The organism is Bifidobacterium sp. LH_416 (assembly GCF_056357055.1).
Map to the genome: position 1 here is coordinate 123,260 of NZ_JBKEVJ010000005.1, position 15,018 is coordinate 138,277.

Genomic DNA, 15,018 nt, shown 5'->3' on the forward strand with positions numbered 1-15,018 from the left:
CCGAGGGAAGGCGCACGAAGGTACGTCGACCGAGGAGCAACGCCGCAGACACGCCCGATAACTCAGTGCTGGCCGTAGACGTTCTGGTAGCGGTCGTTGAGCTTATCGATATCGGCCTGGTCGATCTCGATGATGTCGCCGAGCTGCTTGGCGGCCCACATCGTGTGAGCAACCTCCTCGGTCATCGCGGCGGCCTTCACCGCACCCTCGGCATCCTTGCCGATCGTGAACGGACCATGGTTCTGCATCAGCACGGCCGGCGACTTCGGATACTTCTTCAGGGTTTCGACAACACCCTTGCCGATGGCCTCGGAGCCGATCAGACGGAACGGGCCAACCGGCACCGGGCCGCCGAACTCGTCGCCCATCATGGTCAGGCCGCAAGGAATGTTCTGACCAGTAGCAGCCCAGGCGGTAGCGTACGTGGAGTGGGTGTGCACAACACCGTAGACGTCAGGCATGTTGCGGTAGATGTACGCGTGGGAGGCGGTGTCGGAGGACGGGGCCTCGGTGCCGTCGACCACGTTGCCATCCAGGTCCACCACGACCATCGAGTTCGGCGTCAGGTTCTCGTAGCGCACGCCTGACGGCTTGATGACGAACAGGTCCGCGGTATGCAGGCGCTGGGACACGTTGCCAGCCGTCCACACGACCAGGTTCCACTTGATCAGCTGCTGGTGCAGGGTGGAGACGACCTCACGAACCTGCTTGACCTCGGCACGAACCTCGGGGCCGTAATCAGCCAAAGTAGCCATTGTTGGATTTCCTTTCCACTAGATCGGATAACGATTGTTGAAATTTTGGGATATGGACGGCCTTGCGGCCGGCTGTGTTTCCGCTTCTCTCCCCCAGTCAGCCTCCGGCTGACAGCCCCCTCGTCAGAGGGGGCCAGCTCGACTGTCGTCTCGCACATTGCCTACAAACAACCCACCGGGTTGTTTGCTTAACGGCAATGTCCTGTCAGAGGGGGCCAGAGAAAAGGAGAATTACTTGTCTTCGAGGTTGATGGACTCGATGGCGGTGTGCTCGATCGGCAGGCCCTTGGAGAAGCGTGCGAAGAAGTCTTCGAAGCCGATTACGTCGGAGGCCACCGGGGTTTCGGTAACGGACTGGGCATCCTTGAAGACGCAACCATCCAGGTAATCAGCCAGGTTGGAGTGGTCTTCGTTGGTGTTCCACAGGTAGTTGGCGAGCACTGCCATGCCCCATGCGCCACCTTCGGCGGCGGTGGACATGACCTTGATCGGGGTGTTGAAGGCGGCGGCCAGAATCTTCTGGGCGACCTTCGGGGTGGTGAAGATGCCACCGTGGCCCACGAGAGAATCGATCTGCACGTGCTCCTGCTTGGTCATCACATCCATACCGATCTTGACCGGGGAGAATGCGGAAAACAGCTGGGCACGCATGAAGTTGCCGAGAGTCATGTGAGCTTCAGGGCTGCGGGCGAACAGCGGACGGCCTTCCGGCAGACCTGCCAGGAATTCGCCGGAGCGGAACGGGTAGTTCAGGAGGCCACCGCAGTTGGCGTCCACATCGTCGGCGATAGCAGCGCGGAACAGGGTACCGTACAGGGTGCCTGCGTCAACCGGCTGACCAATAGCCTTGGCGAACTCACCGAACAAACCAACCCAAGCGTTCAGGTCGGAGGTGAAGTTGTTGGCGTGGCTCATACCAGCCAGATCGCCGGCCGGAGTGGTGACCAGGTCGACTTCCGGGTGCAGAGCCTTGAGCTTGTGCTCAAGCACCACCATGGCGAAGATAGAGGTTCCAGCGGAAACGTTACCAGTGCGCACGCGCACGGAGTTGGTGGCCACCATACCGGTGCCAGCGTCACCTTCCGGAGGAGCGAGCACAATGCCAGGCTTCAGCGTGCCGGACGGGTCGAGCAGCTTGGCGCCTTCCTCGGTCAGCTCACCAGCCGGAGTGCCGGCGACGAGCGGAGTCGGCAGCAGGTTCTCCAGCTTCCACGGCTGTGCGGCAACCTCAGGCAGAGCGTCGAACTTCTCGATGAATTCGGTTTCGTACGTGTGGGTGGTCGGATCGATCGGGAACATACCGGAGGCATCGCCAACGCCGAGCACCTTCTTGCCGGTGAGCTTCCAGTGCACATAACCGGCCAGAGTGGTGAAGTATGCAACCTTGGAGACGTGCTCTTCCTTGTTGAGCACAGCCTGGTACAGGTGGGCGATGGACCAGCGCTCAGGAATGTTGTACTGGAACAGTTCGGAGAGCTTCTGGTGAGCTTCGGAAGTGTTGGTGTTCTGCCAGGTGCGGAACGGCACCAGCAGTTCGCCGTTCTCGTCGAAGGCGAGGTAGCCGTGCATCATGGCGGAGAAACCGATGTGACCCACATGGGTGAGCTTCTCACCGTAAGCGGTCTCAACATCGTTGGCCATGGATGCGTAGGCGTGCTGCAGGCCGCCCCAGATTTCTTCGGTGGAGTAGCTCCACAGGCCATCTTCGAGGTGGGAGGCCCAGCTGTAGTCGCCGGAAGCGATGGTGTGGAAAGTATCGTCGATCAGAACGGCCTTGATTCGGGTGGAACCGAACTCAATACCCAGCGTGGTTTTGCCCGCGCGAATCTTCTCGGCGATGTTGGCGACCTGCTCGGCCGCGTTGTCGATAACTGCCATATTGTTCCTTACCCTGTGGAGCGCCGGGGGTTGCTCCCCTTCTTTGGGGCGTTTTTGTTAGCGCTCACAATTTCCGAAAATTATTGTACCTATAACCGAGGTTCGACACAACTTATAGCGTTGCTCTGTTTATAACGAATCGATAACAGAGGGTTACGCCGCGCAATCAGACCTCACCGGCGCGGCGCTGGCCCTAGCGAACTACGACTCATCACCTTGGCCGGAATCAAGCCCACACTGTGCTGATTCGTAAGGAATACAGGCTCGGAGCCCTCCCCCAACAGACGCAGTGTTTCGCGCATGGCTGCGCCGCCCAATGCTTCGAAGTCCGGCCTCACCGTGGTCAGCGGCGGGTACAGATTATCCATTCCGGGCATATCGTCGAAGCCAACAACGCTGATATCCTGCGGAATTCTAATGGCATGCTCATGCAACGAGCGAATAATACCAACCGCTTGGCTGTCGTTTGCGGCCACCACTGCGGTAGGCAGAGGCAGACCCTTCACACCATATTCGTCAAGCAGATGGTTCATCTGCGCATAGGATTCGTCTGAATTCCACGTGTGGCAGCGCACAATCTGCGAGTCGATCGAATGCATAGCCGAAAGCTTTCGCCATGCATCCAAACGCGTATGAGCATCGCGCCATTCGTTCGGACCGGCGAAATACAACGCAGACTTGTGACCATACTCGCTCATCAAACCCACGACTTTGGCCATCGCGCCCCACTGATCGATACCAACCAGAGCGGTACGTCGCTTATTATCCGCAGAAATCAGGCTCAGCCCCTCGCGCACAGTCATCTGACCATGAGTAGAGGTTACGATAACGCGCGGTTGATTGACTTTGGCGCGACATGCTGCGGCAAACATCACATCTGTTGGCGTCAGGAAAATAAAAGCGTCTACGTTCTGCTCAATAAAGGTATCGCAGAGATTATCGAATTCAGCTTGGGTACACAGTGCTTCATGCACCATGGTGACGCTCATGAACAGGCCATGTTCGCGCGCTATGGATTCAATGGATGCGATGGCGGAAATCGGGCCGAAGAACTTCATACCGCCAGCGATAAGACCGATAGTGCGAGAGCGGTGAGATGCCAGAGCGCGCGCGGAATTGGATGGACGGTAGCCGAGCTGATTGACTGCCGCCTGAACCTTGGCTCGGGTGGCATCGGAAACGTCCGGGGAATTATTGATGACGCGGGAAACGGTCTGATGGCTTACCCCAGCAAGTTTGGCCACCTCAAACATGGAGGGACGTTTGCTCTGTTTGCGGCTGTTCACCATACCACCTGAACCTTTCCGCTCGCGGCCGGCACCCATTGCACAGCCGTTGAATGGCATTGATGGTACTGACTTTAGCGCTTTTCACTCGCGAGCGTTAGCGCTCACATTCGTCGTGTCGCGCGCTGGAGGATTCTTATGACGATATGATTTCGCCGCGTGCCAAGCTCTGGAAGAAGGCGCGCGGCAAATAATCAGGTCAAATGCCAGCTGATGCGATGCAGTGGAGTCGGACCATGCTCGGCAATGGCGGCACGGTGGGCTGCGGAACCATATCCCTTATTGTGTTCCCATTCATACGGCGCATATTGCGGATTGCTGCGCGCAAGATCCATCATCAGCCGATCTCGGGTGACTTTGGCGATCACCGCCGCAGTAGCCACAGTGGCACAATGCTGATCGCCTTTTACTTTGGTGGTGACTGTTGCCGAAACCGGAACATCTGGAGCATCAAAAGTACCGAGAGCTTTGGTGATGTAATCACTTGGGCCATCGAGGATTGCGCCGACGCGCAGCGGACGCTGAAGCGGGGGCCTCTCCTCAGTCGCCCGCGGCGACAGCTCCCCTCCAGAGGGGAGCCGAGAATCCTCCAATCCAAGCTGGCGTTCGACTTGATTGAGGGCGCGCAGAGCGGCGATGCCGAGAGCATAGGAAATGCCCCAATCGTCGATTTCGGTATTGCTGGCTTCGCCTACCGCCCAAGCGGCGCACCAGTCGCACAGTTCATCGTAAATAGCTTCGCGGCGATACTCGGTGAGCATTTTGGAATCGGCTACGCCAGCCGGCACTTCAAGACCGGCACCGCTCGAAACCAAATCCCGTGCCCAAATGGCGGCGCAACCGACCATTACCGGCCCGGCGAGCGCGCCACGACCGACTTCATCGAAGCCGACAATCAAGTCATAGCCTTGCGAGGCAAGGTCTCGTTCAAGGTCAAGTGTGGGAGTGATTTTAGACATGTTTTTCCTTGAGAACTATCCTCAGCCATGAACTTCACTCACGCTCACCTCCCTTGGCAACACAAGAAGGGAGCCGAGAAGCAACGATTCAGGAGGCGGAGGAATTGGTGCTAGCGTCGGGCACGTTGGCGAATACGTCATGATGAGCATCAAGCACGCTGATACGGTTCAGCGGCCAATAGGTCACCACACCAATGCCCACCACATCAGAAATCGGAACTAAACCGTGATCACCATCATCGGTATGGTAGCGGGAATCGGCGGAATTGGCGCGATTGTCTCCCATCACAAATACATGGCCCTCGGTTACCGTCACCGAGAACGGGAAGGCACTGGGGTCAACACCCGGGCGAATATATGAGGACTCGTTAATCGCCACGCCATTGATGGTAATCGGCTGGCCGGCGCCCTTGCATTCCACTACATCGCCAGGCAATCCAATCAATCGCTTGATCAGGAATCCTCCCCCGATGCCGTTGCTCTGCTCTGCGCTCAGCCAATTATTCGGATCCTTGAACACCACTACATCGCCGCGCTGCAAACTAAAGTATTTCGGAGTCAATTTATTGGTGATTACTCGGTCACCGGGCACGATCGTATCCATCATGGAGCGGGAAGGAATCTCGTAGAATCCCACCAAGAAAATACGAATCAGCAGCACAATGAGTACAGGAACACCGCACCAAAGGAAGAAATCGCGCAGTGTGAATCCGCTTTCAGGTTCAGGTGCACTTTTGGCGTGACGAGCCACAGTTTTTCTTGAGCCCGAGCCAACAATCACTGCAGCGGGAGGTACCGGAGTCGTGTCTACCCCGTGATCAGCCACCTGTACAGTGCGGCGATCTCGCGCAGAAGATTCAGCATCGGCAGCTTGCTGTGCAGCAAGTTCGAGGGCATCAGCACCAACGAATTGCTGTGAGCCGGCTTCAGGAGTCTCGGCAATCACGGAAATCGGAAGTGATTCGTTATCCTGATCGTCCTGCATTGCATATCCTCCGTGGGTTCACTACTGCCCGCATAATCGGCATCCGGCATGGGCATATAAGCGGGCTCTATCATACCTACCCAATACGAATTCAGCCCGGAACCAAAAGCAGTTCCGGGCTGAATTTCACGGTTTATTTGCGCGACCATACGGTCGCATGCTGTAACAAACCTATTGACGAACTCACTTAGCGGAGTTGTCGCGGCGCTCGACGATACGAGCAGCCTTGCCGCGCAGAGCGCGCAGGTAGTACAGCTTGGCGCGGCGCACACGGCCCTTACGCACGAGCTTGATGGACTCGATGGACGGGGAGTGAACCGGGAAACGACGCTCCACACCAGTGCCGAAGCTGATCTTGCGGACCACGAAGGTCTCACGAACGCCAGCACCCTGACGAGCAATCACCACGCCGGTGAAGGTCTGGATACGGGAGTTGTTGCCTTCCTGGATCTTCACGTTCACGTCGACGGTGTCGCCGGGACGGAAGGCCGGGATTTCCTCAGCCGGCTTCATGTGCTTGGCGTCAAAAGCCTCAATAGCGTTAACCATTGTTGTTCCTTCAGTGCTGCCGCATACCAGCCCTAGGTTGGGATCATCACCCGCGTTGTTGCAATTTCCGGGTGCGATCGCTCACGTTTATCCCTCAGGTTTGCCTTTGGGAAGTCTGCCAATCCGCCGAAAGTCAAGTTCAGCTGGACCCTGGGAGAAACCGGCTTATGCGGCGGCCTGTTTCTCGGCACAACAGCGTCTTAGTTTACGGCAGCTTGCGGACACTTTGGCGCACAATAAGGTTCGTGGTGAGCTCAATATGCGTGGGCATGGATCCACCTTTGCCTTCGAGCAGCTGCATCAGTGTAGTGGCGCCAAATTGCGCCATCTCGCGCACCGCATGGTGCACGGTGGTCAGTGGCGGCAGCAGCATACGGCTGGTGGGCAAATCATCGAATCCGACGACTGAAAGATCCTCAGGAATCTTGAGGTCGCGCTCCCACGCTACGGCATAGACTCCAGCGGCTTGCATGTCGCTGGCGGCAAAAATAGCGGTGGGCGGATTGGACAGCGAGAGTAATTCGCGTGCATGTTCACGGCCATCCTCATAACGGAACTCGCCGGAAGTAACCAATTCTGGATCTACGGCAAGGCCTGCTTGCCGCATTGCGCCACGGAAACCATCCAATCGCGCGGCCGCAGTCTGCAAGTAGGTAGGTCCGCCAATGAATGCGATGCGCGTATGACCTTGGTCAATCAGATATTCCGTGGCTTCGCGCACGCCGACATAATCATTGGAGCCAACGGTGGGCACATCTCTGGGCACATCGCCTGTGGGGTCGACCAGAACAGCTGGGATGCCAGAACGAGCCAATCGCTCTTCGGCTTCTTTGGGGAATTCGAACAGAGGAATAATCACACCAGCTGAGCGACGAGCCAGCACCTCCTCCAGCCAAGCGCTGACGCTCCAATCCTCACTGGTTCTCGCGGAGACAATCGGCACATATGGCTTATTCAGCCCTGCGAGCACTCCGGAGAGAATCTCTTCGGACCATGGGGTATCCAAATCATCGAGCAGCAGCTCAATCATATTGGTGGTGGTCTGCTCGGTTCGGCGGCGGCGACGGTAGCCATTTTTTTCTAGCAGCGATTCGATACGCTTGCGTGTGGCATCGGAGACGCCCGGGCGATTATTGAGCACTTTTGAGGCTGTGGAGAGCGACACCCCAGCCTCGCGAGCAATCTGGGCGAGCTTGGCACTGCCGGGCTGAGAAGTCATAGTGCGCACCGTACTACCTCGCGAATCCATATCAGCCTCCCGCTTCCCATAGTTTTTATTATTCAGCTCATACTGCCTATCTCAATGGTACTATCATACAGAAAAAGTTTATAAGAAACTTTCTTTCTAGATAAGAAAAGTTCTTAACCATCTAAAATCATTGATATTTCAACAAACACGCCGTATTTTTACCATGCATTTATTACGTATTACAGTCACAAACAACAACGAAGTTTCTCTCGTTGAGAGAAAGTTTCTTAACTATGCAGTGCAGCGTTGTTATCACAAGAAAAAAGAAGGAAGGACTTCACATGTCTTCGAATGAAGCGACCACCACGGTGGGCGTCACCAATGAATCACAACCGAAACTGCCGACCCGCATCGGCTGGGCACTGGTTATCGGACCGGCTTGCTGGCTCGGCCCATACGTCGGCACCTCAGTCACCCTGCTGCCGGCCAAGATTCAGCAGCTCGCCCCGAACGACAAGGTCACTTTGGTGGCCACCTTCTCCGCCGTGGCCATGATCGTGGCCACTATCGCCAACATTCTGGCCGGCGCCCTGTCGGACATCACCCGCACCAAGTACGGCAAGCGCACGCCGTGGATCGTTATCTGCTCCATTCTTTCCGGCGTACTGCTCTGGCTGCTCTCCATGGCCCCGAACATCCCCGTGCTGCTCGCCGTGTGGGCCGTCTATCAGGCAGTACTGAATGCAGTTGTTGCCCCGATGATCGCCCAGCTGTCTGATCGCGTCGCACCTCGTTGGCGCGGCACCATCTCCTCCTTCTACGGCATCGGCATGGCATTCGGTAACTATGGTTCCGGCATTATCGCCTCCCAGTTCCTCGGCAATGTTGGCACCGGTATTCAGGTGCTGGCCGCCTTCGCGGTGATCGGCGGCGTTCTTTCCGCTGTAATCGCCAAGGAACCAAGCAATCTTGACGAGCCGCGCGCTAAGTTCGATATCAACACTCTGAAGCAGAACTTCATGTTCCCGACCCAGAACTGCCGCGACTACTATCTGGCCCTCGCCGGCAAGATTCTGATGGTCACCGGTCAGTATGTGATTGTGGGATACCAGCTTTACATCTTCACCGATTACATGAAGCTGGACGATAAGGCCACCGCAAATTCCGTCTCCATCATGTCCATCATTCTGATGATCACCGGCATTCTGTTCTGCGCCATTGCCGGCCCGCTGACCGATAAGTTCCACCGTCTGAAGGCCCCGGTTGCCGTGACCACCATCATGCTCGGCGTAGGCGCATTCTTCCCGTTCATCGCAGCCGAGCCATGGACCATGCTTGCTTACGCTGTGGTGGCCGGCATCGGCATGGGCGCTTACAACGCCGTCGATCAGGCTCTGAACGTGGCCGTGCTGCCTGATCCGAAGACTGCCGCGAAGGACTTGGGCATCATCAATATGGCCAACACCTTGGGCCAGGTCTTTGGCCCGATGATTGCAGCCGGCGTGATCAACATCCTCGGCTACCGCGCAATCTTCCCAACCGAAACCATCATCTGCGTTATCGGTGGCCTGCTGATTATGATGATCAAGCGCGTGAAGTAATCGAAGTATCCGTGAAATCATGAAGCAATCATTGTGAAGGACAGCATTATGAGCACCACTTCCATTTCTTCGTTCACCCCTGTTGCAGATATCCCTCGCCGACTGTTCGGCTCGTTTGTGGAGCAGCTCGGCCGCAGCGTGTATGGCGGCATTTACGAGCCCACTCACCCCACTGCGGATGAGAACGGCTTCCGTCAGGACGTGCTGGACCTCGTCAAAGAGCTCGGCGTCACCTGCGTGCGTTATCCGGGCGGCAATATCGTCTCCAACTATCGCTGGGAGGATGGCACCGGCCCGCGCGAATTGCGACCGGTACGCCGCGAACTGGCCTGGCACCAAACCGAAACCAATGAAGTCGGCATTGATGATTTCTACCGCTGGAGCAAGAAAGCCGGCACCGAAATCATGCTTGCCGTCAACATGGGCACCCGCGGACTTCAGGAGGCACTGGACGAACTGGAGTATGTGAACGGCGCTCCCGGCACCACCATTGCCGACCGCCGCGTGGCCAACGGAATCCCCGAGCCGATGAACATTGCCATGTGGTGCATCGGCAACGAAATGGACGGCCCCTGGCAGGTCGGTCACATGACGGCCGAGGAATATGCCAGCCGCGTGGAGAAGGTGGCACACGCCATGAAGCTGGCTGAATCCGGCTTGGAAATGGTGGCCTGCGGCTCCTCCAGCGCTCAGATGCCGACCTTTGGCACGTGGGAGAAGACCGTGCTCACCCGCGCTTACGAGTACTTAAGCTTCGTCTCTGCGCACGCCTATTACTACGATCATGACCACGATTCCCACAAGCCCGAAGGTATGCGAGAATTCCTGGCTTCTTCCGAAGACATGAAGCAGTTCATTGCCACCGTGGCATCTTGCGCCGATTATGCGCGCGAGCAGAACCACGGCACCAAGGACATCGCCATCTCCTTCGACGAATGGGGTGTGTGGTATCAGGATGTGTGGCAGAAGCAGGAAGCCGAGTGGAAGGCCGCGGAAACCGAAGGCCTGCACACCGAGCCATGGCCCAAGGCACCGCACCTGCTGGAAGATGTGTACACTGCGTCCGATGCTGTGGTTGAGGGATCGTTGATGATTACGCTGCTCAAGCACTGCGACCGCGTGCGTTCTGCATCCCGCGCCCAGCTGGTGAATGTGATTGCGCCGATTATGGCGGAAGAAAACGGACCGGCTTGGAAGCAGACGATTTATTACCCGTTTGCTGAAGTTGCCAACCATGCTCGTGGTGTTGCCTATGTTCCTGCGGTCGACGGCCCGACATTCCACACTGAGACCTATGGCGATGTGCAGGCGTTGGAGTCCGTGGTGACTTGGGATGAAGCCACGCGCGAAGGCCTGATTCTGGCCGTAAATCGCGATCCGGATGCTGCACATGAGGTGACCATTGATGTTGCTTCTCTGCCAGGTGCGGATGCGGCTCGCTTTGCCGTGACACACGCCGAGGTGCTGCATGATGACGATCCATACCGCCAAAACACTGCTGAAAATCCTCTGGCTGTAACGCCGCAGGAGCTCACTGTGGCGACCGATGGCGCTGCAGTGAGCTATGAGCTGCCGTCTATTGCTTGGTCGGCAGTGCGGTTTACGGCGTGATTGATTTGAGTAGTCCTGCACAGTTTGGCAGCATTGCTCAAACTGTGCAGGGAATATGCATATAAACGCGCAGGTATGATAATGGCGGAATCATTGCGATTCCGCCATTTTCTTATGCAATTAAGTACGATTCGCTGCGGAGTTATTGCCGCATCAACTTTGCTACGGCAGACCTAATAGCCGGTTCGGCGGTGTCTGGAGTATCAGTGTTTGCTACCGACTGCTCAATCGGGCACATGCCGGTTCCTGCACGATTGAGAATCATCGGCACCAGCGTGCCATACGATGCTTCGATGCCTTGTTTTTGCAGGGTATCCAGCCCTGCCTCGCTCATTGTTTCGGCATAAACCGCCTTGGCTCCGAGCTTGGCATAGAGCAGTGCAGCGCCTTTGCCGACCACGCGATCGGCGGCGGAATATCCTTTGAGGCTTTGCCCGGCAGCAAGCCACTGCAGTAGCGGACGCACTCCTCGACCAGTACCGGTCAGGGTTTCGGCGTTGCTATTGCAGGCCACGCAGCCCAGTGATGGGTCTGCTAGCAGCAATGTTTTCGCGCGATCAAGATCGACCATCAGTACTTCCCTCTTCTTATGTAATGGCCCCTTGCGAACAAGGGGCCATTACTGTCAACTATGGGCAAGAATCAGTTGATTAGTCGCGTCTGCGATCCACAGCCGTCATAATCACCGGAACCAGAACCCACTGCAATACCAAGCCAGGCAGTCCAGTAATCACGGCAGCCCATACCGAGGCAACTGTCATTGCTGTATTGCCGAGCAGCGAAACCGCCACGGCAATCGCAATAGCATCAACCAAGCGGCCGGCAACCTGAGCACCAAGCAGCTTACCCAGCCATGCGAGCGGTGCTGGCACTGCCGCGGGCAACTGCACACCGCGCAGCAAGCCAGCAAACAGGCCGTATGCGGCGAGTTCGATAACCATGAACGGCACCATCGGAGCCATGGGCATGCCGGTCAGCGCAAAACTGATGATTGGCGCAAGCGCACCAGTTGCCACACCGGCATAAGGGCCAGCGAGCAGACCGACGAGTAGGACCGGCAGATGCATGGGCAGCAGCGTCTGGCCGATTACAGTGCCTAAGCCGAGTGCCGCGCCGGCTAGATGGAAGATTTGCGGCAGAGCGACGGCGGCGATAACAGCAAGCGCCGCCGCGATGGATTGGAATTTGACGGATGGCAGCGCGTAGGTGCGCGTTGCGGTAGTTGTTTGCATGATGAAAACTCCTTGTTGAATATCGATATCAGTTCGTCGTCTTTGACTACCCCTCAGTCACCTTCGGTGACAGCTCCCCTGACAAGAGAAGCCGAGAATCAACGAAAACCAACTAACGATGGTCGAGGTCGATGAGGTGGTAGTCGCGCGAGCCGAGGCCCATTTCTACGGCATGTTCGATGGTGTGAATGCCGTGGCGGGATTCGATGCGTTCGATAAGCGGCTCTTTGTTGTCATGAGACACGTAAACCATGTCCACGCAAGCCTGATCCACGGCTACTGGGTCGAGCGAGGCGCAGATGCCAATATCCGCCATAACGGGCGGGTGCGGGTTGCCGTCGCAATCGCAGTCCACGGACAGGTTGTTCATCACGTTGATGAAGAGCATATTGCCTTTGAGTGCGTTGAACACGGCGGTTGCCGCCTCCGCCATGGCTTCGAGGAAGGAGTCCTGATCGCCGCTGAACGGGTTGGGCAGAATCTCATCCTGACCGGAATGCAGGCGCTTCTTGCCGTTTGAGGAAGCCATACCGATGGAGATGTTCTTGAGCGCACCGCCGAAGCCGCCCATCATATGACCTTTGAAGTGGGAAAGCACGGCGTAGTAGTCGTAGTTCGGGAAGTGGGAGCCGACGATATCGCCGGTGATTCGCTTACCACCTTCCACAGGAATGGTGATTTCGCCTTCCTCATCCTGGATGTCGCACGGGGCGATGTCCAGGAAACCGTGGTCTTTGATGGTTTGCCAATGATGCTCGCTGACGTCTCGCGTGCCGGGATAAGCGGTGTTGCATTCCACGATGGTGCCGTTCAAATGCTGCACCAAATCTTTGATAAGCGCCGGCTGCAGATAATGCGTATTGCCGCCTTCGCCGGAGCTGAGTTTGACCGCTACCTTGCCTTGAGGCCGAGCGCCAAGCGCCTCATACACGCGCATGAGGCCGGCCGGGCTGATATCTCGAGTGAAATACACGTTGGCGGCCATTGGGTAATCGGTGTCGTGATTATGCGTTTCCTCCATAATATGCCTCCTTGCATCCGTGCTTTCAAGGGTACACCTCGCATATAAAAAGCCCGGCAGCATAACACTGCCGGGCTTGATAAGCCTTAGTCAGAATTCAACTCAGAACTCGCGACGTGAGCAGTCGCCAGACTGCTCACCAAACAGCACAGCTGCGGTCGCAAGAATCGCGAGTTCTGATTAAAGCGCAAGCGGAGATCAGAACTCGCGGTTCTTACGGTAGAACTCGATCAGGCTCTGGGTGGAAGCATCCTGAGCTGCGAGAGCATCGTCATCCTTGGAGATGGCCGGGGTGATCTGCTTAGCCAGCTGCTTGCCGAGCTCGACGCCCCACTGATCGTAGGAGTCGAGGCCCCACACGGTGCCTTCAACGAAGGTGATGTGCTCGTACAGAGCAATCAGCTCGCCAAGTGCGAACGGGGTCAGAGCCACGCCGAAGATGGAGGTGGTCGGACGGTTGCCGGTGAACACACGGGCCGGAACGATCTCTTCCGGAGTGCCCTCAGCGCGGACTTCGTCGGCGGTCTTACCGAAGGCGAGAGCCTTGGTCTGAGCCAGGTAGTTGCCGAGGAACAGCTCGTGCACGTCCTGGTCGCCATCCTTGGTCGGGTTCGGGGTGTTCACGAACGCGATGAAGTCGGCCGGGATGAGCTGGGTGCCCTGGTGAATCAGCTGGTAGAAGGCGTGCTGGCCGTTGGTGCCCGGCTCGCCCCAGAAGATCTCACCGGTTTCGGTGGTGACCGGGGTGCCGTCCCAACGCACGGACTTGCCGTTGGACTCCATGGTCAGCTGCTGCAGGTAGGCCGGGAAGCGGTGCAAGTACTGGTCGTACGGCAGCACAGCGTGAGAGGCAGCCTTGAAGAAGTTGCGGTACCAAACGTTCAGCATGCCGAGCAGCACCACAACGTTCTTCTCGAACGGGGTGTTGGCGAAGTACTCGTCGATCTCGTGGAAGCCGTGCAGGAACTCCTCGAAACGAGCCGGGCCGAAGACCACGGCCAGGGAGGTGCCCACAGCGGAGTCGACGGAGTAACGGCCGCCGACCCAGTTCCAGAAGCCGAAAGCGTTGGCCGGATCAATGCCAAACTCTTCAACCTTCTCCAGGTTGGTGGAAACGGCCACGAAGTGCTTCTTGATGGCTTCGGCGCGCTGAGCGGCGTCGCCGGAAGCGATGGCACCATTGGCCTCGAGCTCTTCGAGCAGCCAAGTACGGGCTTCGCGAGCGTTGGTCAGGGTTTCCAGAGTGGTGAAGGTCTTGGAAACGATGATGAACAGGGTGGTCTCCGGGTCGAGGCCCTTGGTCTTCTCAGCCAGATCGTTCGGGTCGATGTTGGAGATGTAACGTGCGGAGATGCCGGCGTCAGCGTATGGCTTCAGGGCTTCGTATGCCATGACGGGGCCCAGGTCGGAACCACCGATGCCGATGTTGACCACGGTCTCAATCTTGCGGCCGGTCACACCGGTCCACTTGCCTGAACGAACGTCGTCAGCGAACTTGTAGATGCGGTCGAGCACTTCGCGCACGTCCTTGACGGTGTCCTGACCGTCAACGATGTACTTGCCCTCATCCTCAACCGGGCGACGCAGTGCGGTGTGCAGCACAGCGCGGTCTTCGGTGTTGTTGATGTGCACGCCGGTGTACATAGCCTTGATGCGGTCGCCGAGCTTAACCTCGTCGGCGAGGAAGGTGAACAGGCGGAGGGTCTCCGGCTTAATCAGGTTCTTGGACAGGTCGAAGTGCAGGTCGCCTGCGTCAAAGCTCAGCTCCTTGACACGGTCGGGATCTTCAGCGAACCACTTCTTGAGGTCGATGCCTTCGGCCTGAAGCTCGTCATAGTGCTTCTGCAACGCAACCCATGCAGGGGTCTTGGTGGCGTCAACAGGAGGATTGATTGCCATGGAATTGTCCTTTCCTCGTTGATTGGAGCATCCTCGCGCACAGTTCGGTTGTG

Annotated in this window: 13 protein-coding genes; 2 read left to right on the plus strand and 11 right to left on the minus strand. The window is 57.3% G+C overall.

What is annotated here, in order from left to right:
* Positions 1-62 precede the first annotated feature (62 nt).
* From AC1AY0_RS10080 to AC1AY0_RS10110, 7 genes are all read right to left on the minus strand, one after another.
* The gene (locus AC1AY0_RS10080) at positions 63-755 is read right to left on the minus strand and encodes an L-ribulose-5-phosphate 4-epimerase (RefSeq protein ID WP_101626057.1); all 693 of its coding nucleotides are present in this window, start codon (positions 753-755) and stop codon (positions 63-65) included.
* Positions 756-986: 231 nt separating this feature from the next.
* Positions 987-2,633 carry a xylulokinase gene (locus tag AC1AY0_RS10085; RefSeq protein WP_476523960.1) on the minus strand — a complete coding sequence of 549 codons (1,647 nt, stop codon included), beginning with the start codon at positions 2,631-2,633 and terminating at the stop codon, positions 987-989.
* A gap of 173 nt (positions 2,634-2,806) precedes the next feature.
* Positions 2,807-3,922 carry a LacI family DNA-binding transcriptional regulator gene (locus AC1AY0_RS10090; RefSeq protein ID WP_476523962.1) on the minus strand — a complete coding sequence of 372 codons (1,116 nt, stop codon included), beginning with the start codon at positions 3,920-3,922 and terminating at the stop codon, positions 2,807-2,809.
* 191 nt (positions 3,923-4,113) lie between these two features.
* The gene (locus AC1AY0_RS10095) at positions 4,114-4,878 is read right to left on the minus strand and encodes a ribonuclease HII (RefSeq protein ID WP_476523963.1); all 765 of its coding nucleotides are present in this window, start codon (positions 4,876-4,878) and stop codon (positions 4,114-4,116) included.
* Positions 4,879-4,966: 88 nt separating this feature from the next.
* Positions 4,967-5,863: a signal peptidase I gene (gene lepB, locus AC1AY0_RS10100; protein ID WP_476523964.1), complete on the minus strand. Its 897-nt coding sequence runs from the start codon at positions 5,861-5,863 to the stop codon at positions 4,967-4,969.
* Positions 5,864-6,046: 183 nt separating this feature from the next.
* A complete protein-coding gene (gene rplS / locus AC1AY0_RS10105) occupies positions 6,047-6,412 on the minus strand; it encodes a 50S ribosomal protein L19 (RefSeq protein ID WP_476523966.1) in 366 nt (121 codons plus the stop codon).
* Between the two features lie 205 nt (positions 6,413-6,617).
* The gene (locus AC1AY0_RS10110; RefSeq protein ID WP_476523968.1) at positions 6,618-7,631 is read right to left on the minus strand and encodes a LacI family DNA-binding transcriptional regulator; all 1,014 of its coding nucleotides are present in this window, start codon (positions 7,629-7,631) and stop codon (positions 6,618-6,620) included.
* 311 nt (positions 7,632-7,942) lie between these two features.
* Here AC1AY0_RS10110 and AC1AY0_RS10115 point away from each other — a divergent pair, with 311 nt between their 5' ends.
* Positions 7,943-9,202 (plus strand): MFS transporter, encoded by a 1,260-nt coding sequence (locus AC1AY0_RS10115; protein ID WP_476523969.1) that lies wholly within the window; start codon positions 7,943-7,945, stop codon positions 9,200-9,202.
* Positions 9,203-9,250: 48 nt separating this feature from the next.
* Positions 9,251-10,813 carry an alpha-N-arabinofuranosidase gene (locus tag AC1AY0_RS10120; RefSeq protein ID WP_101626051.1) on the plus strand — a complete coding sequence of 521 codons (1,563 nt, stop codon included), beginning with the start codon at positions 9,251-9,253 and terminating at the stop codon, positions 10,811-10,813.
* 142 nt (positions 10,814-10,955) lie between these two features.
* On the opposite strand, the gene AC1AY0_RS10125 is transcribed toward AC1AY0_RS10120, so the two are convergent.
* The 4 genes from AC1AY0_RS10125 to pgi all read right to left on the minus strand — a co-directional run bounded on the left by AC1AY0_RS10125 (position 10,956) and on the right by pgi (position 14,965).
* The gene (locus tag AC1AY0_RS10125) at positions 10,956-11,384 is read right to left on the minus strand and encodes a DUF1893 domain-containing protein (protein WP_101626050.1); all 429 of its coding nucleotides are present in this window, start codon (positions 11,382-11,384) and stop codon (positions 10,956-10,958) included.
* Between the two features lie 79 nt (positions 11,385-11,463).
* Complete coding sequence (locus AC1AY0_RS10130) at positions 11,464-12,045, minus strand: ECF transporter S component (protein ID WP_101626049.1); 582 nt, start codon at positions 12,043-12,045, stop codon at positions 11,464-11,466.
* Positions 12,046-12,157: 112 nt separating this feature from the next.
* Positions 12,158-13,066, minus strand: a complete 909-nt coding sequence (locus AC1AY0_RS10135) for a DUF362 domain-containing protein (RefSeq protein ID WP_207553084.1) — start codon at positions 13,064-13,066, stop codon at positions 12,158-12,160.
* Between the two features lie 198 nt (positions 13,067-13,264).
* Positions 13,265-14,965: a glucose-6-phosphate isomerase gene (pgi, locus tag AC1AY0_RS10140; protein WP_476523970.1), complete on the minus strand. Its 1,701-nt coding sequence runs from the start codon at positions 14,963-14,965 to the stop codon at positions 13,265-13,267.
* Positions 14,966-15,018 lie beyond the last annotated feature (53 nt).

Bases quoted from the DNA above. Each gene is read 5' to 3' on its own strand.
- AC1AY0_RS10085 (WP_476523960.1), bottom strand. From the start codon at position 2,633: ATGGCAGTTATCGACAACGCGGCCGAGCAGGTCGCCAACATCGCCGAG.
- AC1AY0_RS10125 (WP_101626050.1), bottom strand. From the start codon at position 11,384: ATGGTCGATCTTGATCGCGCGAAAACATTGCTGCTAGCAGACCCATCA.
- rplS (WP_476523966.1), bottom strand. From the start codon at position 6,412: ATGGTTAACGCTATTGAGGCTTTTGACGCCAAGCACATGAAGCCGGCT.
- AC1AY0_RS10130 (WP_101626049.1), bottom strand. From the start codon at position 12,045: ATGCAAACAACTACCGCAACGCGCACCTACGCGCTGCCATCCGTCAAA.
- AC1AY0_RS10080 (WP_101626057.1), bottom strand. From the start codon at position 755: ATGGCTACTTTGGCTGATTACGGCCCCGAGGTTCGTGCCGAGGTCAAG.
- AC1AY0_RS10135 (WP_207553084.1), bottom strand. From the start codon at position 13,066: ATGGAGGAAACGCATAATCACGACACCGATTACCCAATGGCCGCCAAC.
- AC1AY0_RS10090 (WP_476523962.1), bottom strand. From the start codon at position 3,922: ATGGTGAACAGCCGCAAACAGAGCAAACGTCCCTCCATGTTTGAGGTG.
- lepB (WP_476523964.1), bottom strand. From the start codon at position 5,863: ATGCAGGACGATCAGGATAACGAATCACTTCCGATTTCCGTGATTGCC.
- AC1AY0_RS10115 (WP_476523969.1), top strand. From the start codon at position 7,943: ATGTCTTCGAATGAAGCGACCACCACGGTGGGCGTCACCAATGAATCA.
- AC1AY0_RS10110 (WP_476523968.1), bottom strand. From the start codon at position 7,631: ATGACTTCTCAGCCCGGCAGTGCCAAGCTCGCCCAGATTGCTCGCGAG.
- AC1AY0_RS10095 (WP_476523963.1), bottom strand. From the start codon at position 4,878: ATGTCTAAAATCACTCCCACACTTGACCTTGAACGAGACCTTGCCTCG.
- AC1AY0_RS10120 (WP_101626051.1), top strand. From the start codon at position 9,251: ATGAGCACCACTTCCATTTCTTCGTTCACCCCTGTTGCAGATATCCCT.
- pgi (WP_476523970.1), bottom strand. From the start codon at position 14,965: ATGGCAATCAATCCTCCTGTTGACGCCACCAAGACCCCTGCATGGGTT.